The organism is Pseudomonas sp. KCJK8993 (genome assembly GCF_046230915.1).
GTDB classification, from domain to species: Bacteria; Pseudomonadota; Gammaproteobacteria; order Pseudomonadales; family Pseudomonadaceae; genus Aquipseudomonas; species Aquipseudomonas piscis.
In genome coordinates, this window is record NZ_JBJJLO010000005.1 from 20597 (window position 1) to 39671 (window position 19075).

At 64.2% G+C, this 19075-nt stretch carries 24 protein-coding genes; 13 read left to right on the forward strand and 11 right to left on the reverse strand.

From position 1 onward, the window contains the following. Positions 1 to 3: 3 nt before the first annotated feature. Positions 4 to 663 carry an NAD(P)-dependent oxidoreductase gene (locus ACK6AU_RS03045; RefSeq protein ID WP_185696725.1) on the reverse strand — a complete coding sequence of 220 codons (660 nt, stop codon included), beginning with the start codon at positions 661 to 663 and terminating at the stop codon, positions 4 to 6. An 82-nt stretch (positions 664 to 745) separates the two neighbouring features. Between ACK6AU_RS03045 and ACK6AU_RS03050 the strand changes: the two genes are divergently transcribed. Further along, positions 746 to 1072, forward strand: a complete 327-nt coding sequence (locus ACK6AU_RS03050; protein WP_185696724.1) for a DOPA 4,5-dioxygenase family protein — start codon at positions 746 to 748, stop codon at positions 1070 to 1072. Positions 1073 to 1139: 67 nt separating this feature from the next. Here the strand turns inward: ACK6AU_RS03050 and trpA are convergent, their stop codons facing one another. Together trpA and trpB are read right to left on the reverse strand one after the other, a co-directional pair. After that, positions 1140 to 1952, reverse strand: a complete 813-nt coding sequence (trpA, locus tag ACK6AU_RS03055) for a tryptophan synthase subunit alpha (RefSeq protein WP_409297682.1) — start codon at positions 1950 to 1952, stop codon at positions 1140 to 1142. Continuing rightward, positions 1952 to 3172, reverse strand: coding sequence for a tryptophan synthase subunit beta (gene trpB / locus ACK6AU_RS03060; RefSeq protein ID WP_022642233.1), 1221 nt, complete (start codon positions 3170 to 3172; stop codon positions 1952 to 1954). Before trpB ends, trpA begins: the two co-directional genes overlap by 1 nt. A 124-nt stretch (positions 3173 to 3296) precedes the next feature. Between trpB and ACK6AU_RS03065 the strand changes: the two genes are divergently transcribed. After that, positions 3297 to 4190: a LysR family transcriptional regulator gene (locus tag ACK6AU_RS03065; protein WP_185696722.1), complete on the forward strand. Its 894-nt coding sequence runs from the start codon at positions 3297 to 3299 to the stop codon at positions 4188 to 4190. Positions 4191 to 4212: 22 nt separating this feature from the next. Here ACK6AU_RS03065 and ACK6AU_RS03070 read toward each other — a convergent pair whose 3' ends face one another. Beyond that, positions 4213 to 4539 carry a YqjD family protein gene (locus ACK6AU_RS03070; protein ID WP_022642235.1) on the reverse strand — a complete coding sequence of 109 codons (327 nt, stop codon included), beginning with the start codon at positions 4537 to 4539 and terminating at the stop codon, positions 4213 to 4215. Between the two features lie 157 nt (positions 4540 to 4696). On the opposite strand from ACK6AU_RS03070, the gene ACK6AU_RS03075 reads away from it, so the two are divergent. After that, the gene (locus ACK6AU_RS03075; protein ID WP_022642236.1) at positions 4697 to 4912 is read left to right on the forward strand and encodes a dodecin; all 216 of its coding nucleotides are present in this window, start codon (positions 4697 to 4699) and stop codon (positions 4910 to 4912) included. Between the two features lie 134 nt (positions 4913 to 5046). After that, positions 5047 to 5271 carry a DUF1161 domain-containing protein gene (locus ACK6AU_RS03080; RefSeq protein ID WP_185696721.1) on the forward strand — a complete coding sequence of 75 codons (225 nt, stop codon included), beginning with the start codon at positions 5047 to 5049 and terminating at the stop codon, positions 5269 to 5271. A gap of 73 nt (positions 5272 to 5344) precedes the next feature. Here the strand turns inward: ACK6AU_RS03080 and ACK6AU_RS03085 are convergent, their stop codons facing one another. Then, on the reverse strand, positions 5345 to 6346 hold the full coding sequence (locus tag ACK6AU_RS03085) for an LLM class flavin-dependent oxidoreductase (protein WP_409297685.1): 1002 nt from the start codon (positions 6344 to 6346) through the stop codon (positions 5345 to 5347). Between the two features lie 224 nt (positions 6347 to 6570). On the opposite strand from ACK6AU_RS03085, the gene ACK6AU_RS03090 reads away from it, so the two are divergent. Beyond that, complete coding sequence (locus tag ACK6AU_RS03090; protein WP_409297687.1) at positions 6571 to 7002, forward strand: OsmC family protein; 432 nt, start codon at positions 6571 to 6573, stop codon at positions 7000 to 7002. A gap of 143 nt (positions 7003 to 7145) precedes the next feature. After that, the gene (locus ACK6AU_RS03095) at positions 7146 to 7379 is read left to right on the forward strand and encodes a DUF1161 domain-containing protein (RefSeq protein ID WP_022642240.1); all 234 of its coding nucleotides are present in this window, start codon (positions 7146 to 7148) and stop codon (positions 7377 to 7379) included. Between the two features lie 6 nt (positions 7380 to 7385). On the opposite strand, the gene ACK6AU_RS03100 is transcribed toward ACK6AU_RS03095, so the two are convergent. Both ACK6AU_RS03100 and ACK6AU_RS03105 read right to left on the reverse strand, forming a co-directional pair. Next, a complete protein-coding gene (locus tag ACK6AU_RS03100) occupies positions 7386 to 7805 on the reverse strand; it encodes a hypothetical protein (RefSeq protein WP_185696718.1) in 420 nt (139 codons plus the stop codon). 44 nt (positions 7806 to 7849) lie between these two features. Further along, positions 7850 to 8266: a hypothetical protein gene (locus ACK6AU_RS03105; protein ID WP_409297690.1), complete on the reverse strand. Its 417-nt coding sequence runs from the start codon at positions 8264 to 8266 to the stop codon at positions 7850 to 7852. A gap of 59 nt (positions 8267 to 8325) precedes the next feature. Between ACK6AU_RS03105 and ACK6AU_RS03110 the strand changes: the two genes are divergently transcribed. Then, a complete protein-coding gene (locus ACK6AU_RS03110; protein ID WP_409297692.1) occupies positions 8326 to 9405 on the forward strand; it encodes an aminopeptidase in 1080 nt (359 codons plus the stop codon). A 142-nt stretch (positions 9406 to 9547) separates the two neighbouring features. Continuing rightward, positions 9548 to 10006 (forward strand): REP-associated tyrosine transposase, encoded by a 459-nt coding sequence (locus tag ACK6AU_RS03115; RefSeq protein ID WP_185696715.1) that lies wholly within the window; start codon positions 9548 to 9550, stop codon positions 10004 to 10006. A gap of 70 nt (positions 10007 to 10076) precedes the next feature. Here the strand turns inward: ACK6AU_RS03115 and ACK6AU_RS03120 are convergent, their stop codons facing one another. Both ACK6AU_RS03120 and ACK6AU_RS03125 read right to left on the reverse strand, forming a co-directional pair. Next, complete coding sequence (locus ACK6AU_RS03120) at positions 10077 to 10727, reverse strand: HAD family hydrolase (RefSeq protein WP_185696714.1); 651 nt, start codon at positions 10725 to 10727, stop codon at positions 10077 to 10079. Between the two features lie 28 nt (positions 10728 to 10755). Continuing rightward, positions 10756 to 11301 carry a gamma carbonic anhydrase family protein gene (locus ACK6AU_RS03125; protein ID WP_185696713.1) on the reverse strand — a complete coding sequence of 182 codons (546 nt, stop codon included), beginning with the start codon at positions 11299 to 11301 and terminating at the stop codon, positions 10756 to 10758. A gap of 75 nt (positions 11302 to 11376) precedes the next feature. Here ACK6AU_RS03125 and prlC point away from each other — a divergent pair, with 75 nt between their 5' ends. After that, the gene (prlC, locus tag ACK6AU_RS03130; RefSeq protein WP_409297695.1) at positions 11377 to 13455 is read left to right on the forward strand and encodes an oligopeptidase A; all 2079 of its coding nucleotides are present in this window, start codon (positions 11377 to 11379) and stop codon (positions 13453 to 13455) included. Then, complete coding sequence (locus ACK6AU_RS03135; protein WP_022642248.1) at positions 13452 to 13739, forward strand: YheV family putative zinc ribbon protein; 288 nt, start codon at positions 13452 to 13454, stop codon at positions 13737 to 13739. Before prlC ends, ACK6AU_RS03135 begins: the two co-directional genes overlap by 4 nt. Before the next feature lie 105 nt (positions 13740 to 13844). Here the strand turns inward: ACK6AU_RS03135 and ACK6AU_RS03140 are convergent, their stop codons facing one another. Further along, complete coding sequence (locus tag ACK6AU_RS03140; RefSeq protein ID WP_185696711.1) at positions 13845 to 14486, reverse strand: tyrosine-protein phosphatase; 642 nt, start codon at positions 14484 to 14486, stop codon at positions 13845 to 13847. A 293-nt stretch (positions 14487 to 14779) separates the two neighbouring features. Here ACK6AU_RS03140 and ACK6AU_RS03145 point away from each other — a divergent pair, with 293 nt between their 5' ends. Genes ACK6AU_RS03145 through ACK6AU_RS03155 form a run of 3 tightly spaced genes read left to right on the forward strand, consistent with a single transcriptional unit; the run spans position 14780 to position 18633 of the window. After that, positions 14780 to 15529, forward strand: a complete 750-nt coding sequence (locus ACK6AU_RS03145; protein ID WP_185696710.1) for a gluconate 2-dehydrogenase subunit 3 family protein — start codon at positions 14780 to 14782, stop codon at positions 15527 to 15529. Positions 15530 to 15531: 2 nt separating this feature from the next. Continuing rightward, positions 15532 to 17316, forward strand: coding sequence for a GMC family oxidoreductase (locus ACK6AU_RS03150; RefSeq protein WP_031320868.1), 1785 nt, complete (start codon positions 15532 to 15534; stop codon positions 17314 to 17316). A 12-nt stretch (positions 17317 to 17328) separates the two neighbouring features. Further along, on the forward strand, positions 17329 to 18633 hold the full coding sequence (locus ACK6AU_RS03155; protein ID WP_185696709.1) for a cytochrome c: 1305 nt from the start codon (positions 17329 to 17331) through the stop codon (positions 18631 to 18633). Between the two features lie 45 nt (positions 18634 to 18678). On the opposite strand, the gene ACK6AU_RS03160 is transcribed toward ACK6AU_RS03155, so the two are convergent. Further along, entirely contained in the window at positions 18679 to 19035 is a 357-nt protein-coding gene (locus ACK6AU_RS03160; protein ID WP_185696708.1) for a hypothetical protein, read from the reverse strand. Positions 19036 to 19075: the final 40 nt, after the last annotated feature.

The following is a 19075-nucleotide window of genomic DNA, read 5'->3' on the forward strand; positions in this document are numbered from 1 at the left end:
GCATCAAGCGTTTTCGTGGATGCCGACGAACTCCACGTGCTCGCGCAGGTGCAGATTCAGGCGCAGCTCGTCATTGATGCCCACGGCCACGCCGTTGAGCCGCCGCAGAGGCTCGGCGAGCCCGGGCTCGAGGCTCTCGCCCACCTGGTTGAAGTGTTCGATACCCAGCCCGGCCACCGAACGCGGGGCGTTGACCAGGGTCCAGTCCAGCGGGCTGTTGTGCAGGGCCTCGAGGATCTCCTCGGCAGCGTGACGGGGCAGGCTGGTATAGACGGGCGGGTCGTCGAGAATGGCGAAATTGCCCACCAGGACCAGCCGCTGGACCTTGGCCGCTTGCAGGCCTGCAACCAGCGCATCGGCCGCCTGCACCTGGGCCAGCGGATCGGCGACCCTGCCCGGGATCGCACTGCCCGGCAGGCCGGGAGCATCCAGCAGGCAGATCACCGCCGAGCAGCCGGCTACGCTCTGCTGCACCCCCTCGGCATCGAACAGATTACCGCCCTTGGTGCGCAAGCCAGGGCGCGGGGCCAGGGCGGTGAGATCGTCGAGAATGGCGATGACTTCATGCTGGCGCCTCAGGCTTTCCGCCATCAGCGCACTGCCCAGGCTGCTCATGGCACCATAGAGCGCCAGCTTGACCACTGGGGTTTCGGCATTTTTCATGGCCGGGCCTCCTTGTTTCCTACTGGTAGGCTTGTGACCTGTGGCGGGCCACGAGGGTTCGTCTTACATCGCGAGGGTTTGCATGCAATGCATCAAGGGCTATCACGCCCATGTCTATTTTGACGCCAGCACCATCGACCAGGCCCGGGCCTTGTGCGAGCAGGCGGCGCAATTGTTCGACCTGCGCATGGGCCGGGTCCACGAGCGGCAAGTCGGGCCGCATCCGGACTGGAGTTGCCAGCTGGCCTTCGGGCCGGAACTGTTCGGCCAGGTGGTGCCCTGGTTGGCGCTCAATCGCCAGGGGCTGGTGGTGTTCCTGCACCCGGAAACCGGCGACGAGCTACGGGATCACACCGAGCATGCGATCTGGATGGGCGCGCTGCGGCCTCTGGACCTGAGCGTGTTCTGAGGCGCCCGGCAATGAAAAAAGGGTTCCAGGACTGCTCCTGGAACCCTTTTTCGCTGCTGGCCCGGCCTTAGCCGATCCGGGCCTTGCGCACGCCCTCGGACAGCGCCGAACACAGGCTCAGCACACCGTCCACGGCCTGGGCGGGAGTTTCGGCGCTGGCGATGTGGTCGATCAGCGCCGAGCCCACTACCACGCCATCGGCCAGACGGGCGATGGCCGCGGCCTGATCCGGGGTACGGATGCCGAAACCGATGCTGATGGGCAGGTCGGTATGCCGGCGCAGGCGGGCCACGGCCTGCTCCACATGTTCCAGGGTCGCGGCGCCGGCGCCGGTCACCCCGGCCACCGACACGTAGTAGACGAACCCCGAGCTGCCGTCGAGCACCTTGGGCAGGCGCGTGTCGTCGGTGGTCGGCGTGGTCAGGCGGATGAAGTCGATGCCTGCGGCCTGGGCCGGGTCGCACAGCTCGCTGTTATGTTCTGGCGGAATGTCCACCACGATCAGGCCATCGACCCCGGCGGCCTTGGCATCGGCGATGAAGCGCGGTACGCCGTAGTGGTGGATCGGGTTGAAGTAGCCCATCAGCACCAGCGGCGTGTCGCTGTTGTCCACGCGGAACTCGCGGACCATCTGCAGGGTTTTCGCCAGGTTTTGCTTGGCGCCCAGGGCTCGGATGTTGGCGAGCTGGATCGCCGGGCCGTCGGCCATGGGGTCGGTGAAGGGCATGCCCAGTTCGATCACGTCGGCGCCGGCGGCCGGCAGGCCCTTGAGGATCGCCAGGGACGTGTCGTAGTTCGGGTCACCGGCGGTGATGAAGGTCACCAGGGCGGCGCGGTTCTGTTCCTTGAGTTCGGCAAAGCGCGTTTGCAGGCGGCTCATCAGTGTTTCTCCTGCTGGGACTGTTGCATGTGGTGCATCACGGTCTGCATGTCTTTGTCGCCACGGCCCGAGAGGTTGACCACCATCAGGTGGTCCTTGGGCAGGTTGGGTGCACGCTTGAATACCTCCGCCAGAGCATGGGAGGACTCCAGCGCCGGGATGATGCCTTCCAGGCGGCAGCACTGGTGGAATGCCTCGAGGGCCTCGGTATCGGTGATCGAGGTGTACTCGACCCGGCCGATGTCATGCAGCCAGGCGTGTTCCGGGCCGATGCCGGGATAGTCCAGGCCGGCGGAAATCGAGTGGGCATCGATGATCTGGCCATCGTCGTCCTGCAGCAGGAAGGTGCGGTTGCCGTGCAGTACGCCGGGCACCCCGCCGTTGAGGCTGGCGGCGTGCTTGCCGGTCTCGATGCCGTGGCCCGCGGCCTCGACGCCGATGATCTGCACGCCCTGGTCATCGAGGAACGGATGGAACAGGCCCATGGCGTTGGAGCCGCCGCCGATGCATGCCACCAGGCTGTCCGGCAGGCGACCTTCGTGGGCCTGCATCTGCTCGCGGGTTTCCTTGCCGATCACCGCCTGGAAGTCGCGGACCATGGCGGGGTACGGGTGGGGGCCGGCCACGGTGCCGATCAGGTAGAAGGTGTTGTCGACATTGGTCACCCAGTCGCGCAGGGCTTCGTTCATCGCATCCTTGAGGGTGCCGGTGCCGGCCACGACCGGGATCACCTCGGCGCCCAGCAGCTTCATGCGGAATACGTTGGCCTGCTGGCGCTCGATGTCGGTGGTGCCCATGTAGATCACGCATTGCAGGCCGAAGCGCGCAGCCACGGTGGCGGTGGCCACGCCGTGCATGCCGGCGCCGGTCTCGGCGATGATGCGCTGCTTGCCCATGCGCTTGGCCAGGAGGATCTGGCCGATGCAGTTGTTGATCTTGTGCGCGCCGGTGTGGTTGAGCTCTTCACGCTTGAGGTAGATCTTGGCGCCGCCGCAGTGCTCGGTCAGGCGCTCGGCGAAGTACAGCGGGCTGGGGCGGCCGACGTAGTCGCGCTGGAAGTAGGCCAGCTCTTCGAGGAACTTGGGGTCCTGCTTGGCCTTTTCGTATTCACGGGCCAGGTCGAGGATCAGCGGCATCAGGGTTTCTGCGACATAACGGCCGCCGAACCCGCCGAACAGGCCGTTTTCGTCAGGACCATTACGCAATTGGGACTGGGTCATTGGAGCGCTCCCGGATGGATTCGTGGAAGAAAGCGTGGAAACAATGGACCCCACTCTACCCCTGCCATCGGGCGCTGAAAACCGATAAGATCGCCACAACATGTCAGGAAAACTCACAAGTCAAATGAGCCGCGACCTGCCCCCCCTGAATGCCCTGCGGGCCTTCGAAGCCACTGCCCGGTTGAACAGCGTCAGCCAGGCCGCCGAGCAGCTGCATGTCACTCACGGCGCGGTCAGCCGGCAATTGAAGGTGCTTGAGGAACACTTGGGGCTGAGCCTTTTCAGCAAGGATGGGCGTGGCGTTAAACTCACAGATGCCGGGGTACGCCTGCGGGACGCCAGCAGCGAGGCCTTCGAACGCTTGCGGGATGTCTGTGCCGAACTCACTCAAGGCGGCGCCGATGCGCCTTTCGTCCTCGGTTGTTCCGGCAGCCTGTTGGCGCGCTGGTTGATTCCGCGCCTGGGCCGGCTCAATGCCGACCTGCCGGACCTGCGCCTGCACCTGTCCGCCGGCGAAGGCGATCTGGACCCACGACGGCCGGGGCTGGATGCCCTGCTGGTGTTCGCCGAGCCGCCTTGGCCGGCGGACATGCAGGTGCATGAGCTGGCCGGCGAACGCATCGGCCCGGTGCTCAGCCCGCGCTACGCCGGTTATCCGCGCCTGCACCAGGCACCGGCGACGGCCCTGGTGGCCGAGCCGCTGCTGCACACCACCTCACGACCCCAGGCCTGGCCCAGTTGGGCACGGCGCAACGGCATCGCCCCCGAGGCACTGAAATACGGCCAGGGGTTCGAGCATCTGTATTATTTGCTGGAGGCGGCGGTGGCCGGGCTGGGGGTGGCGATCGCCCCGCAACCCTTGGTGGCCGAGGACTTGCTGGCGGGTCGGCTGGTGGCGCCCTGGGGCTTTTGCGAGACCCCGGGGCAGCTGGCGTTATGGTCGCCCAAGCGCGCCGCCGACGGGCGCGCCCGGCAGCTGGCGCAGTGGCTGAAGACCGAACTGCGCCAACCGGCTTGAGTTCTGCTGTGAAGAGCCGGACTCAGTTGTTGCGCTTGCACAACAGATAGGCGGCCAGCAGGCCGATGGCCCCGACGGCGACGCCGGCGGTGGTCCAGGGGTGCTCCTGGGCGTAGTCGCGGGTGGCGATCCCGGTCTCGCGGGTTTTCACCTTGACCTCTTCATAGGCATCGCTGAGCAGGCTGCGCGAATGTTTCAGCGCGCTTTCGGCATTGCTCTTGAGGGTCTTGAGGGTCTTGCGCGACTCCTCGGAAGCATCATCCTTGAGGCTCTCCAGGGATTTGAGCAGGCTCTCGATCTCGGCTTCCATACTTTCCAGCGAGGCTTTGCGTAACGACGAATTGGCCATGTGGGCTCTCCTGCAACGTGGTGATGAAGTGTGTAGGTTCCGACTGCACGGCCTTGGGAAAGTGCAGAAAATCTGAACTTCCCCTGAGACAAGGCGCCACAAGTGCAGCGGGCAATCACTGCTAGGCTTTAGTTCACCACCGGAAAAGGAGAGTGCCATGAGTGATCATCACACCTACAAGAAGGTCGAGCTGGTCGGTTCTTCGCCCAACAGCATCGAAGACGCGATCAACAATGCGCTGGCCGAGGCACACAAGAGCATCAAGCACCTGGAGTGGTTCGAAGTCACCGAGACCCGTGGCCATATCAAGGACGGCAAGGCGGCGCATTTCCAGGTCACCCTCAAGGTTGGCTTCCGCATTGCCAATAGTTGAGGGCTTGAGCTAGGCTCTGGAACTTGTGCGCTGGCCGAGTGCCATAGGAAATGGCAAAGCGCTACAACTGTCTTGAGCCTCTGTCAGGCTGGCATTCACGCCGCCACTGTTGATCCGACCAGGGAATGTGACCGATGAAAAAACTAGTTTTAGCTGCTGCTCTGTTCAGTCTTGCGGGAACTGCCCTTGCCGCCGGCAAGCCATGCGAGGAGCTCAAGAGCGAGATCGCCGCGAAGATCGATGCCAAGGGCGTCCCCCACTACTCGTTGGAAGTGGTCGACAAGGGCGCCGCGGCCGATGGCAAGGTGGTCGGCTCCTGCGAAGCCGGCACCAAGGAGATCGTCTACAAGCGCGGTTGATCCCTTGTAGCCTCCGGGAAAAACCAAGCCGACGCCAGGCGTCGGCTTTTTTGTGCCCGGAATCCAGGCCCGCTCAGCCCTTCATCACCTGGGACAGCAGCTCGTAGGAATGCAGGCGGTCGGCGTGCTCGTAGAGGTCGCAGGTGAAGATCAACTCGTCGGCGCCCGTCTGTTCCACCAGCACTTCCAGCCTGGCGCGGATCTTCGCCGGGCTGCCGATCATCGCCAGGCCGAGGAAACTCCCCACCGCGTCCTTTTCATGGGGCAGCCACAAGCCGTCCATGCTCTTGACCGGCTTGCGCTGGACCAGGCTCTGGCCGCGCATCAGGGCGAGGATGCGCTGGTACACCGAGGTCGCCAGGTAGTCGGCCTGCTCGTCGGTATCGGCGGCTACCAGTGGTACGCCGAGCATCACGTAGGGTTTGTCCAGTACCGCCGAAGGCTTGAAGTGATTGCGATACACGCGGATCGCCTCATGCATGTAGCGCGGTGCGAAGTGCGAGGCGAAGGCGTAGGGCAGGCCTCGCTCCCCAGCCAACTGCGCGCTGAACAGGCTGGAACCCAGCAGCCACACCGGCACGTTGCTGCCGGTGCCGGGCATCGCGATCACTCGCTGTTCCGGGGAGCGCGGGCCCAGGTAGGCCATCAGCTCGGCCACATCCTCGGGGAAGTCGTCGGCGCTGCCGGAACGTTCCCGGCGCAGGGCCCGCGCGGTCATCTGGTCCGAGCCCGGAGCCCGGCCCAGGCCCAGGTCGATGCGTCCCGGGTACAGGCTTTCCAGGGTGCCGAACTGCTCGGCGATCACCAGCGGCGCGTGGTTGGGCAGCATCACCCCGCCAGAGCCGATGCGGATGGTCGAGGTGCCGCCGGCCAGATAGCCGATGAGCACCGAGGTGGCGGAACTGGCGATGCCATCCATGTTGTGGTGCTCGGCGACCCAGAACCGGGTATAGCCGAACTTTTCTACATGCTGGGCCAGGTCCAGGGAATTGCGCAGGGATTGGGCCGGGCTGCCGTCTTCACGCACGGGCACCAGGTCGAGGGTCGAGAACTTCACAGCGGACAGCGATTGCATAAGCCTGCTTCTCCTTGAGGTGTGCAGGCTTTTACACGCGCAAAACCTGCCGAAATCTGTCAGTCAGACCTATGCAATGTGGGCATATACCCGAGTTTCAATAGCCAGAGTGAATTTGTCGGGTGAATGGTCGCTGCAGACCGGCTGAACTTTGCCCGCGGATCTGTCCTCAGAACCCTTGAGGCGCGGGAATTCCCCTGCACCGCTTCCTCGAGGAGAGATACATGGCTATCCAGAAAAAGGCTTCGGCCCATTGGCAAGGCGACCTGAAAACCGGCGTGGGATCGATTTCCACCGAAACCGGGGTCCTGCGCGACGCCCCCTACGGCTTCACGGCACGCTTCGAAGGCGGCAAGGGCACCAACCCCGAGGAATTGATCGGCGCGGCCCATGCCGGCTGCTTTTCCATGGCGTTTTCCATGATCCTCGGCGAGGCCGGGCTCAAGGTCGAGAGTATCGATACCCAGGCTGAAGTGACCCTGGACCAGGTCGATGGCGGCTTCGCCATCACTGCCGTGCACCTGGTCCTCAAGGCCAGGATCCCGGGGGCCAGCCAGCAGCAGTTCGACGAACTGAGCCGCAAGGCCAAGGAAGGTTGCCCAGTATCCAAGGTGCTCAAGGCCAGCATCACGCTGGACGCGACCCTGCTCGGTTGAACGTGGCCGCCGGCTTCCGCATCGGGAGCCGGCAGGCCCAGGCTGTGCGCCCGTTCAGCACCGGGTCATGGAAAATGTGGTCGAATACCTGACTGCGGCTTGAGTGTGCGTTCGCACACGCCGCAACAAGGGAGTTTGCAATCATGAAACGTTTTGCCTTGGCGGTAGCAAGTTGTGCGCTGGCCACATCGGCCCTGGCCGCGCCCAAGCCCTGCGAGGAACTCAAGGCCGAGATCGAAGCCAAGATCCAGGCCCGGGGCGTCTCCTCCTACACCCTGGAAATCGTCACCAATGACGAGGTCCACGACGACAACATGGTGGTCGGCAGCTGCGAGAACGGCACGAAGAAGATCATCTACCAGAAGAACGATCGCTGAACCGGCTCAGGGTACGCAGTTGATCATCCGCTCTTCGGCGACGATCTCGCGCTGGGCGTTGTACAGCCGGGCGCTGGGGGTGAACGCCAGGTTGCGGGCTTCCAGCCGGTAGCGCTGGCCGGCCTGGAAGTGGTCGTAGCGCAGGCTCAGGTAGCACAGCCGCTCCTGTGGGTCGGTGGTCATGCCCATGCCGCCGGCGAACACTTCGAAATCGAAACGCACCATCAATTCGTGGCTACCGGGAGTGACCTGGAAGAACCGGCCGTCGCTCAGGCGCTGGTTGTCCAGGCGCTCGGCCATCAGCAGCCGGCCCCCCGGCGCCGGGGTGGCCAAGTCGATCCAGGCCTGTTGCGGGTCGACGCTGGGCAGTGGCGTGCTGCAGGCAGTGAGGGTGGCAAGGGCGAGGATCAGCAGTGGCAGGCGCATGAACAAGGGGCCGGGTTAGCGAAGGAGCCCCAGCATAGCGCCGATCAGCTGCGCTGGCAGCCCGCTGGTTGTGCCTTGCCCAGCAGGGTGTGCTGTTCGTCGTAGAGCCTGGCCCAGGGATGGAAGCCGATGTTGCCGGCCCGCACCTGGTAGCGCTGGCCAGCGCTGAAATCGCTGAATTTCACGTTCAACTGGCAGTCGCGCCATAGCGGCTTCTCCACGTCGGCGCCGATATTGCCCGGGGCCACGGCGAACTGGTAGCGCAGGGTCAATTCATGGCTGCCCGGCTGGACCTGGAAGTAGCGCGGGTCCCCGGCGCCCTTGGCGTCCACTTGCACGGCTTGCAAGGTGGTGTCCTGGGGTGGGGCGAGATCGATCCAGGCTTGCGCCGGGTCGGGATCGGGCAGGCTGGCACAGCCGTTGAGGGCCAGTAATCCGGTGGTCAGCAGCAACACGCGCATGGCAAAGCTCCAGGCAGGCGAGATAGTCTTGCGGGCAGACTCTCTGTGGATGATTCGATTTGACTAGGCCGTGTCCAAGCCATGGGGTACTTGATCGCGTTTGGCGCGTTTGGTTTCCGATCCTGGTGCTTTTGCTGCTCAACGGTTGCAGCAGCGCCAGCTACTACAGCCAGCTGGCCAGTGGCCAATTACAGCTGTTGCGCGCGCGTACGCCGGTAACCCAGGTGCTGGCCGATCCATCCCGCGACGCTACCTTGCGGGCCCACCTGGTCCAGTCGCAGCGGGCCCGGACCTTCGCCAGCGAGCACCTGCACCTGCCGGACAACCGCAGCTATCGGCTGTACGTCGATATCGGCCGGCCCTATGTGGTGTGGAACGTGTTCGCTACCCCGGAGTTTTCCCTGGCCCCGCAAACCCATTGCTTTCCCATCGCCGGTTGCGTGGCCTATCGCGGCTACTACAACCAGGGCGCGGCCCGGGGCGAGGCGGCGCTGTTGCAGCAAAAGGGCCTGGATGTGGCCGTTGGCGGGGTGGAGGCCTATTCGACCCTGGGCTGGTTCGACGATCCGATCATCAGCTCGATGCTGCACTGGGGCGACGAGCGCCTGGCGACCCTGATCTTCCATGAGCTGGCCCACCAGCGCTTCTACGTAAAGGACGACACCGAGTTCAACGAGTCCTTCGCCACTTTCGTCGAGCAGGAAGGCACCCGGCAATGGCGGGCCTATCGCGGCTTGCCGCCGGCCACCGATGGCGAGCTGCGCCAGCGCGACCAGTTCACCCAGCTGGTGCTCGACACCCGCAAGCGCCTGGAGCAGCTGTATGCCCTGCCCTTGCCCGCCGAGCAGATGCGCCAGCGCAAGGCCCAGGAGTTCGAGCGCATGCGCCAGGACTACCGCCAGCTACGGGACAGCCAATGGGCCGGCTCCAAGCGCTACGACGCCTGGATCGACGCCCCCATGAACAATGCCCGGCTCTTGCCCTTCGGCCTGTACGACCAGTGGGTGCCGGCCTTCGCCGCATTGTTCAAGGAAGTGCACGGCGACTGGCCGGCCTTCTACGCGGCGGTTGAAAAGCTCGGCCGCCAGTCGCCCGATAAGCGCAAGGCGGCGCTCAAAGCCCTGATGGGTGGCCTCTAGAAGCACACCCAGGAACACGCTTGCTTTCGTAGGAGCGAGGCTTGCCCGCGATAGCGCCTTTCCGGACACATCTAGCACTACAGATACACCCCGTCTCTGCCTCCTTCGATCTAGCCTGAAACATGATCAAGGAGGATTGACCATGCCCCAAAAACCTCACGCTCATCGCCTGCGCACTGGACGCTATTCCCAGCCCGGGCACATCTATGTCCTTACCTCTGTCACCCAGGACCGAGAACCCCTATTCGACAATTTGCAAGCGGGGCGCCTGGTAGTAGCGGCTTTCAAGCAGGCCGAACAGGAGCAACTCGCCAGCTCATTGGCCTTTGTCGTCATGCCCGATCATTTTCACTGGTTGGTCGAACTGCACGACACCACGTTACCTGTGCTGATGGGCATAACACGCTCGCGCATTTGCGTATCGTTGAATCGCCAGCGGCGGCGCAAAGAGGCAGTTTGGCAACGTGGTTACCATGATCGGGGCATTCGCAAGGAAGAAGATGTACTGGCCATTGCACGGTACATCGTGGCCAATCCATTACGCGCGGGGTTAGTGAAGCAGGTAGGAGATTATTCGCTTTGGGATGCGATCTGGATCTGACGATCCGTCCTCATCGCGGGCAAGCCTCGCTCCTACCGGGATAAGCGTGCTGGCCCGCGATGCACTCGGTTCAGCGCGGCAGGAAGGCCTGGTGCAGTTGCTCCAGGGTCTGGAAGTGATAGGCCGGTGCCTCGGCGCTCAGTTCCTCGTGGCTGCCGAAGCCGTAGCCCACCGCTGCCGCGTCCAGGCCATTGCGCTTCGCGCCGATCAGGTCGTGCTTGCGGTCGCCGATCATCAGGGTGTCGGCCGGGTCCAGGCGTTCCTGCTCCAGCAGGTGGGCGATCAGCTCCACCTTGTCGGTACGGGTGCCGTCCAGCTCGCTGCCGTAGATCACCTTGAAGTGCTTGGCGAAGTCGAAGTGACGAGCGATCTCCCGGGCGAACACCCAGGGCTTGGAGGTGGCGATGTACAGCTGCCGGCCCTGGCCGCCGAGGGTCTCGAGCAGCGGCATGACGCCGTCGAAGACGCGGTTCTCGTACAGGCCGGTGACCTTGAAGCGTTCGCGATAGAAGTTCACCGCGTCCCAGGCCCGGGCCTCGTCGAAGCCATAGAACTGCATGAAGGCCTGCAGCAGCGGCGGGCCGATGAAGTGTTCGAGCCTGGCAAGGTCCGGCTCGTCGATGCCCAGCTTGCCCAGGGCGAACTGGATCGAGCGGGTGATGCCTTCGCGAGGGTCGGTGAGGGTGCCGTCGAGATCGAACAATACGGTTTGGTAATGCATGGGAATTCCTGGGCTGTGCAACGGTTGGTCAGGGCTGGTCGTAGCCTTCGGCCAGGTGCTGGTCCTTGAGCTTCACGTAGTTGCCGGCGCTATAGGTGAAGAACGCACGTTCCTTGTCGGTCAGCGGCCGCACCTGCTTCACCGGGCTGCCGACATAGAGGAAGCCGCTGGCCAGGCGCTTGCCCGGCGGTACCAGGCTGCCGGCACCGACTATCACGTCGTCCTCTACCACCGCGCCGTCCATGACGATGCTGCCCATGCCGATCAGGACCCGGCTGCCGATGCTGCAGCCATGGAGCATGACCTTATGCGCGATGGTCACGTCATCGCCGATCAACAACGGGAAACCCTCGGGATTGAACGGGCCGGCATGGGTGATGTGCAGCACGCTGGCATCCTGCACGCTGGTGCGGGCGCCGATGCGGATGCGGTGCATGTCGCCGCGGATCACGGTCAGGGGCCAGACCGAGCTGTCGGCGCCGATCTCGACGTCGCCGATGACTACCGCCGAGCGGTCGACGAAGGCTCGTTCGCCGAGTTTCGGCCTGTGGTCCTGATAGGTGCGGATGGCCAAGTGCAGGTGCCTCTCTGAGATTTATTAATGGGGTCTATAGCTGCGATTGCGGTCGATTGTAATTAAGATGGCTCAATGTTTCTTCCAGCCAAGGTGCCCACCGTGAGTGTGAACAACCCTCTTCTGCAGCCCTATGACCTGCCCCCGTTCTCGGCGATCCGTGCCGAACACGTACAGCCGGCCATCGAACAGATCCTGGCTGACAACCGCGCCGCCATCGCCGAGATCCTCAAGACCCAGGCCACTGCGCCGACCTGGGCCGGCCTGGTGCTGGCCATGGACGAGCTCAACGATCGCCTGGGCGCCGCCTGGAGCCCGGTCAGCCATCTCAATGCCGTGTGCAACAGCGCCGAACTGCGCGAGGCCTATGAGGCCTGCCTGCCGGCATTGAGCGCCTACTCCACCGAAATGGGCCAGAACCGCGAGCTGTTCCAGGCCTTCGACGCCTTGGCCAAGAGCCCGGAGGCGGCGGGTTTCGATGTGGCGCAAAAGACCATCCTCGAACACTCCCTGCGCGATTTCCGCCTGTCGGGCATCGACCTGCCGCCGGAGCAGCAGAAGCGCTACGCCGAGGTTCAGAGCAAGTTGTCCGAGCTGGGCAGTCGCTTCTCCAACCAGTTGCTCGATGCCACCCAGGCCTGGACCAAGCACATCACCGACGAAGCGGCGCTGGCCGGCCTGACCGATTCGGCCAAGGCGCAGATGGCCGCCGCGGCCCAGGCCAAGGACCTGGACGGCTGGCTGATCACCCTGGAGTTCCCCAGCTACTACGCGGTCATGACCTACGCCCAGGACCGCGCCCTGCGTGAAGAGGTCTACGCCGCCTACTGCACCCGGGCCTCCGACCAGGGCCCCAACGCCGGCCAGCACGATAACGGCCCGGTGATGCAGGAGATCCTCGACTTGCGCCAGGAGCTGGCCAAGCTGCTGGGTTTCGCCAGCTTCGCCGAACTGAGCCTGGCCACCAAGATGGCCGAGTCCAGCGACCAGGTGCTGGGTTTCCTGCGGGACCTGGCCAAGCGCAGCAAGCCGTTCGCCGCCCAGGATCTGGTACAGCTCAAGGCCTATGCCGCCGAGCAAGGTTGCCCTGACCTGCAAAGCTGGGACAGCGGCTTCTATGGCGAGAAGCTGCGTGAGCAGCGCTACAGCGTGTCCCAGGAAGCCTTGCGCGCCTACTTCCCCATCGACAAGGTGCTGTCCGGCCTGTTCGCCATCGTCCAGCGCCTGTACGGCATCGAGATCGCCGAGCAGAAGGGTTTCGATGCCTGGCACCCGGACGTGCGCCTGTTCGAGATCAGGGAGAACGGCCAGCACGTCGGCCGCTTCTTCTTCGACCTCTATGCCCGTGCGAACAAGCGTGGCGGTGCCTGGATGGATGGCGCCCGCGACCGTCGGCGCACCGCCAGCGGTACCCTGCAGAGCCCGGTGGCCAACCTGGTGTGCAACTTCACTCCGGCCGCACCCGGCAAGCCTGCGCTGCTGACCCACGATGAAGTCACCACCTTGTTCCACGAGTTCGGCCACGGCCTGCACCATCTGCTGACCCGCATCGAGCATGCCGGTGTCTCCGGGATCAACGGCGTGGCCTGGGATGCCGTGGAGCTGCCGAGCCAGTTCATGGAGAACTGGTGCTGGGAGCCCGAGGGCCTGGCGCTGATCTCCGGTCACTACGAAACCGGCGAAGCCCTGCCCCAGGACCTGCTGGACAAGATGCTGGCGGCCAAGAACTTCCAGTCCGGGATGATGATGGTGCGCCAGCTGGAGTTCTCGCTGTTCGACTTCGAACTGCACGCCACCCACGGCGATGGCCGCAGCGTGCTGCAGGTGCTGGAGTCCGTGCGCGACGAGGTCTCGGTGATGCGTCCGCCGGCCTACAACCGCTTCGCCAACAGCTTCGCCCACATCTTCGCCGGTGGTTATGCCGCCGGTTACTACAGCTACAAGTGGGCCGAAGTGCTGTCGGCCGACGCCTTCTCGCGTTTCGAGGAAGAGGGTGTGCTCAACGCCGCGACCGGCCGTGCCTTCCGCGAGGCGATCCTGGCCCGTGGCGGTTCCCAGGAGCCGATGGTGCTGTTCGTCGATTTCCGCGGACGGGCCCCGTCGATTGACGCACTCTTGCGCCATAGCGGCCTCAGCGAGGACGCGGCAGCATGAGTGAAGCCCCCGTGAAGACCAAGAAACGCTTTATCGCCGGTGCGGTTTGCCCGGCGTGCAGTGAGCAGGACAAGCTGATGATGTGGAGCGAAGACGACGTGCCCCATCGCGAATGCGTGGCCTGCGGTTACTCCGACACCTTGAACGAGCAGGGACTGTCGGTACCCAAGGAATTGAGCACGCGGGTGAACACCGCGGCCCTCAAGGTGGCGGATGCCAAGGTGCAGTCGGTGCAGTTCTTCCCCAACCCCAAGTTGAAGAAGAAAACCGACGAACCCCAGTAACCGGGAACCCCTGTAGGAGTGCAGCTTGCGTGCGATAGCGGTGTGTCAGACACATCGCGGCGCGCAAGCTTGGCTCCTACGGGAAAGCCCTCTCCCGCCTCGCAATCAGTTCGCCGGCTTGCCGGCGCTGACCGTCTCGAACCAACTCTTCACCGAACAGGTGGCGAACACGCTGGTGCTGCAGTCGCCGTTGGCCAGTGCCGTGCGCAGTTTCTCCACATCGGCCTGCATCATGTAGCGAATGCCGTCCTTGAAGTGGGTGCTGTCGCCGAATCCGCCCTGGGTCATTTCGCTCAAGGCTTCCTCTTTGCTCCAGCCCTGGACCACCACCCGGTACATCGCCGACATCAGTCCGGTGCGGTCCGAGCCATGCTTGCAGTGCATCAGCACCGGGCCCTGGGCTTCGGCGCTCTGGATCGCGCGCAAGGCCTTGAGCACATCGGCATCATCCACGTGGTTGGTACGGTAAGGCAGTTGCACCTGATGGATGCCTGGCGCCGCCAGCCAACTGCTGTCCGACTCGGGCAGGAAGTTGATCACCGTCCCCACCTTGAGCTTTTCCAGCAACGGCACGGCGTCTTTGTCCGGCAGGGCGCTGCGATACAGGGTCGGTGACATCTGGTACAGGTTGTACTGTTTTTCCACCGGTTGGGCCCAATGCTCGGGGCGGTCGGCGGCCTGCGCCAGGGGAGCGAGCAGGGCCAGCAATGCCAGGCAAAGAGCGGGAAGCAAGCGAGTTCTCGACATGGACGGTCACGGGTGAGGGAACGATGGCGGCAGTCTCGCCCTGTACCGGTCAATGCCCCGTGAGGCCTGTGTCAAAGAATCGTGAAGCAAATCTGATCCTGCCTTTTTTGAATCAACTGAGCTTTTTTTTGGAGCTGAAACGATTAATTCGAATGCTTAGCCTGCTATCATTTGTAACTATTGTTTGCTGATGTGTTCATAAAACCGGGTTTTGCCCGGCTTTCTGCGTTACCAAAACACAAAGCCGCGCCATGACGCGGCTGAAATCCATCAATGCCTGATGAGGTGCACCCATGTCCGATCAAGATCGCGACAACCCGCGGCGTGAGTTCTTGCGTAAATCCCTGACCTTGATCCCGGTAGTCACCGTGGCCAGTACCGGACTGGGCAGCAGCATGCTGGCCGTGGCTCCCGAGGCTGTCGCAGCCGAAAAGCCCGCCGCGCCGAGCAAGCAGGCGAGTGGCGGCCACTATGAGCCCAGCTACTTCAGCGCCGAGGAATGGGCCTTCATCAAGGCGGCGGTGGAACGCCTGATCCCGGCGGACGACATGGGGCCTGGCGCGTTGGAAGCCGGCGTTCCGGAATACATCGACCGACAGATGAACACGCCTTACGCCGCTGGTGCCCTGTGGTACATGCAAGGCCCGTTCAAGGCCGATGCCGCGCCAGAGATGGGCTGGCAGAGCAAGCTGGTGCCCAAGGAGATCTATCGCCTGGGTATCGCTGCGACGGACGCTTGGTGCAAGCAGCTCAAGGGCCAAGCATTTGCTGCTCAAGACAGCGCTACCCGAGACGAATTGCTCAAGCAGCTGGAGGCGGGTACGCCGCAGTTCGACACGGTCCCGGCCAAGCTGTTCTTCAACCTGCTGTTGCAGAACACCAAGGAGGGTTTCTTCAGCGACCCGATCCACGGTGGCAACAAGGGCCTGGTGGGCTGGACCCTGATCGGCTTCCCCGGCGCGCGCGCCGATTTCATGGATTGGGTGGAGCGTAACGAGCAGTACCCCTTCCCGGCAGTATCGATTCGCGGCGAGAGGGCTTGAGCATGGCGACAGTGATGAAGAAGGTCGACGCAGTGATCGTCGGGTTTGGCTGGACCGGCGCCATCATGGCCAAGGAACTGACCGAGGCGGGGCTCAATGTGCTGGCGCTGGAGCGTGGGCCGATGCAGGACACCTACCCGGACGGCAGTTATCCCCAGGTGATCGACGAGCTCACCTACAGCGTGCGCAAGAAGCTCTTCCAGGATATTTCCAAGGAAACGGTGACCATCCGCCACAGCGTCAACGACGTGGCCCTGCCCAACCGCCAACTGGGTGCCTTCCTGCCCGGCAATGGCGTGGGCGGCGCCGGCCTGCATTGGTCTGGCGTGCACTTTCGCGCCGACCCCATCGAGTTGCGCATGCGCAGCCACTATGAAGAACGCTACGGCAAGAATTTCATCCCCAAGGACATGACCATCCAGGACTTCGGCGTCACCTACGAAGAGCTGGAGCCGTTCTTCGACTATGCGGAAAAGGTCTTCGGCACCTCGGGCCAGGCCTGGACCGTGAAGGGCCAGCTGGTGGGCGAAGGCAAGGGCGGCAACCCCTACGCGCCGGATCGCTCGGACCACTTCCCGCTGGAATCGCAGAAGAACACCTATTCCGCCCAGCTGTTCCAGAAAGCCGCCAATGAAGTGGGCTACAAGCCCTACAACCTGCCGTCGGCCAATACCTCGGGGCCCTACACCAACCCCTATGGCGCGCAGATGGGGCCGTGCAACTTCTGCGGTTTCTGCAGTGGCTACGTCTGCTACATGTATTCCAAGGCCTCGCCCAACGTGAATATCCTGCCGGCCCTCAAGCCGCTGCCGAATTTCGAGTTGCGGGCCAATTCCCATGTACTCAAGGTCAACCTGGACAGCAGCAAGACCCTGGCCACCGGCGTCACCTACGTCGACGCCCAGGGGCGCGAGATCGAGCAACCGGCGGACCTGGTGATCCTCGGCGCCTTCCAGTTCCACAACGTGCGCCTGATGCTGCTCTCGGGCATCGGCAAGCCCTACGACCCGATCACCGGCGAAGGCGTGGTGGGCAAGAACTTCGCCTACCAGAACATGGCCACCATCAAGGCCTACTTCGACAAGGACGTGCACACCAACAACTTCATCGGCGCCGGTGGCAACGGCGTGGCGGTGGACGACTTCAACGCCGACAACTTCGACCACGGCCCCCATGGCTTCGTCGGGGGTTCGCCGTTCTGGGTCAACCAGGCCGGCAGCCGGCCGATCGCCGGGACGTCCAACCCGCCAGGCACCCCGGCCTGGGGCAGCGCCTGGAAGAAGGCCACGGCCGACTACTACACCCACCAGGTGTCCATGGACGCCCACGGTGCGCACCAGTCCTACCGGGGCAACTACCTCGACCTGGACCCGGTCTACCGCGATGCCTACGGCTTGCCCCTGCTGCGGATGACCTTCGACTGGCAGGAAAACGACATCAAGATGAACCGCTTCATGGTCGAGAAGATGGGCAAGATCGCCCAGGCGATGAACCCCAAGGCCATCGCCCTGCTGGGCAAGCAGGTCGGCGAGCACTTCAATACCGCCTCCTACCAGACCACTCACCTGAACGGTGGCGCGATCATGGGCACCGACCCCAAGACCAGCGCCCTGAACCGCTACTTGCAGAGCTGGGACGTGCACAACGTGTTCGTGCCTGGAGCCTCGGCCTTTCCCCAGGGCCTGGGCTACAACCCCACCGGGCTGGTGGCGGCGCTGACCTACTGGTCGGCGCGGGCGATCCGCGAGCAGTACCTGAAGAACCCCGGCCCGCTGGTCCAGGCATAAGGAGCGATGACCATGAAAGCACTCGTTATCGCCAGCCTGGCGCTGTTGGGCAGCGCCTCCCTCCAGGCCGCCGAGGTCGACCCGGCCCTGGTCAAGCAGGGCGAATACCTGGCCCGTGCCGGTGACTGCGTCGCCTGCCACACCGCCAAGGACGGCAAGCCGTTCGCCGGCGGCCTGCCGATGGAAACCCCGATCGGGGTGATCTATTCCACCAACATCACTCCGGACAAGACCGGTATCGGCGACTACAGCTTCGAGGACTTCGACCGGGCCGTGCGCCATGGCGTGGCCAAGAACGGCAGCACGCTGTACCCGGCCATGCCCTTCCCGTCCTACGCCCGGGTCAACGACGCCGACATGCAGGCGCTCTACGCCTACTTCATGCACGGCGTGGCGCCGGTGGTGCGGGATAACCAGGACAGCGACATTCCCTGGCCCCTGAGCATGCGCTGGCCGTTGTCGATCTGGCGCTGGATGTTCGCCCCGAGCGTGGCGCCAGCCGCCGTGGCGGCCGACAGCGACCCGCTGATCAGTCGTGGCGCCTATCTGGTGGAAGGCCTGGGGCACTGTGGCGCCTGCCATACGCCACGGGCGCTGACCATGCAGGAGAAGGCCCTGAGCGCCAGCGAAGGCAGTGCCTTCCTGTCCGGCAGCGCACCGCTGGAGGGCTGGATCGCCAAGAGCCTGCGTGGCGATCACAAGGACGGCCTGGGCAGCTGGAGCGAAGAGCAACTGGTGCAGTTCCTCAAGACCGGTCGCAGCGATCGCAGCGCGGTGTTCGGTGGCATGAGCGATGTGGTGGTCCACAGCATGCAGTACATGAGCGACCAGGACCTGACGGCCATCGCCCGCTACCTCAAGTCGCTGCCGGCCAACGATCCCGCCGACCAGCCGCACCCGTACGACAAGCAGGTGGCCGATGCCCTGTGGAAAGGCGACGACAGCAAGCCGGGCGCCTCGGTGTACATCGACAACTGCGCCGCCTGCCACCGTACCGATGGCCATGGCTATACCCGGGTGTTCCCGGCGCTGGCCGGCAACCCGGTGCTGCAATCGGAGGACGCCACCTCGCTGATCAACATCGTGCTCAAGGGCGGTACCCTGCCCGCCACCCACAGCGCGCCGTCGACCCTCACCATGCCGCCCTTCGCCTGGCGGCTGTCGGACCAGGAGGTGGCCGACGTGGTCAGCTTCATCCGCAGCAGCTGGGGCAACCAGGGCGCGCCGGTGAAGGCCGCGGACGTGGCCGGGCTGCGTGACGGGCGCCTGCAGAGCACCTCCAACGACGACCTGGGCAACGTGATTCCACGTCACTAGTGGCAGGACCGGCGCCCGCAACGGGCGCCGGTTGGATGCGGCCCTTCAGCCTCGGGGGAAGGGCTGGATCCCCAGCTGGCTTTGTAGCTGGTAGCCGGCGATGCAGTCCGCCAATCCGGCGTTCATCAGGTCTTCCCAGCTCGCGGGCAGCAGGCCGATGTCGTCGTGGTGAGGGCGCCAGTGCGCCTCGGCGAACTTCGCATCGGCTGCATCGAAGGGCTGCGGGCCGCTCACTGCGGCCTGGCGGATGTCCCGGGTGCACAGATCGAACTCGCAGGCCAGGCCCCAGAGCTGGCCATCCGCGGCCCTGACGATGATCAGGTCGGCGCCTTGCCCGTAGCTCGGCAGGTAGGCGTAGGCCGCATAGAAGATCTTTTCCAGTGTGCCGGGTGTCATGGGCATTGCCGTGTTCCTTTGAGGGTCGCCCGCGTTATAGCGCAGG

Bases quoted from the DNA above. Each gene is read 5' to 3' on its own strand.
- ACK6AU_RS03120 (WP_185696714.1), bottom strand. From the start codon at position 10,727: ATGCATTACCAAACCGTATTGTTCGATCTCGACGGCACCCTCACCGAC.
- trpA (WP_409297682.1), bottom strand. From the start codon at position 1,952: ATGAGCCGCCTGCAAACGCGCTTTGCCGAACTCAAGGAACAGAACCGC.
- ACK6AU_RS03145 (WP_185696710.1), top strand. From the start codon at position 14,780: ATGTCCGATCAAGATCGCGACAACCCGCGGCGTGAGTTCTTGCGTAAA.
- ACK6AU_RS03070 (WP_022642235.1), bottom strand. From the start codon at position 4,539: ATGGCCAATTCGTCGTTACGCAAAGCCTCGCTGGAAAGTATGGAAGCC.
- ACK6AU_RS03085 (WP_409297685.1), bottom strand. From the start codon at position 6,346: ATGCAATCGCTGTCCGCTGTGAAGTTCTCGACCCTCGACCTGGTGCCC.
- ACK6AU_RS03105 (WP_409297690.1), bottom strand. From the start codon at position 8,266: ATGCGCGTGTTGCTGCTGACCACCGGATTACTGGCCCTCAACGGCTGT.
- ACK6AU_RS03065 (WP_185696722.1), top strand. From the start codon at position 3,297: ATGAGCCGCGACCTGCCCCCCCTGAATGCCCTGCGGGCCTTCGAAGCC.
- ACK6AU_RS03160 (WP_185696708.1), bottom strand. From the start codon at position 19,035: ATGCCCATGACACCCGGCACACTGGAAAAGATCTTCTATGCGGCCTAC.
- ACK6AU_RS03140 (WP_185696711.1), bottom strand. From the start codon at position 14,486: ATGTCGAGAACTCGCTTGCTTCCCGCTCTTTGCCTGGCATTGCTGGCC.
- ACK6AU_RS03080 (WP_185696721.1), top strand. From the start codon at position 5,047: ATGAAAAAACTAGTTTTAGCTGCTGCTCTGTTCAGTCTTGCGGGAACT.
- ACK6AU_RS03075 (WP_022642236.1), top strand. From the start codon at position 4,697: ATGAGTGATCATCACACCTACAAGAAGGTCGAGCTGGTCGGTTCTTCG.
- ACK6AU_RS03155 (WP_185696709.1), top strand. From the start codon at position 17,329: ATGAAAGCACTCGTTATCGCCAGCCTGGCGCTGTTGGGCAGCGCCTCC.
- ACK6AU_RS03100 (WP_185696718.1), bottom strand. From the start codon at position 7,805: ATGCGCCTGCCACTGCTGATCCTCGCCCTTGCCACCCTCACTGCCTGC.
- ACK6AU_RS03050 (WP_185696724.1), top strand. From the start codon at position 746: ATGCAATGCATCAAGGGCTATCACGCCCATGTCTATTTTGACGCCAGC.
- ACK6AU_RS03090 (WP_409297687.1), top strand. From the start codon at position 6,571: ATGGCTATCCAGAAAAAGGCTTCGGCCCATTGGCAAGGCGACCTGAAA.
- ACK6AU_RS03150 (WP_031320868.1), top strand. From the start codon at position 15,532: ATGGCGACAGTGATGAAGAAGGTCGACGCAGTGATCGTCGGGTTTGGC.
- ACK6AU_RS03135 (WP_022642248.1), top strand. From the start codon at position 13,452: ATGAGTGAAGCCCCCGTGAAGACCAAGAAACGCTTTATCGCCGGTGCG.
- ACK6AU_RS03045 (WP_185696725.1), bottom strand. From the start codon at position 663: ATGAAAAATGCCGAAACCCCAGTGGTCAAGCTGGCGCTCTATGGTGCC.
- trpB (WP_022642233.1), bottom strand. From the start codon at position 3,172: ATGACCCAGTCCCAATTGCGTAATGGTCCTGACGAAAACGGCCTGTTC.
- ACK6AU_RS03095 (WP_022642240.1), top strand. From the start codon at position 7,146: ATGAAACGTTTTGCCTTGGCGGTAGCAAGTTGTGCGCTGGCCACATCG.
- prlC (WP_409297695.1), top strand. From the start codon at position 11,377: ATGTTTCTTCCAGCCAAGGTGCCCACCGTGAGTGTGAACAACCCTCTT.
- ACK6AU_RS03115 (WP_185696715.1), top strand. From the start codon at position 9,548: ATGCCCCAAAAACCTCACGCTCATCGCCTGCGCACTGGACGCTATTCC.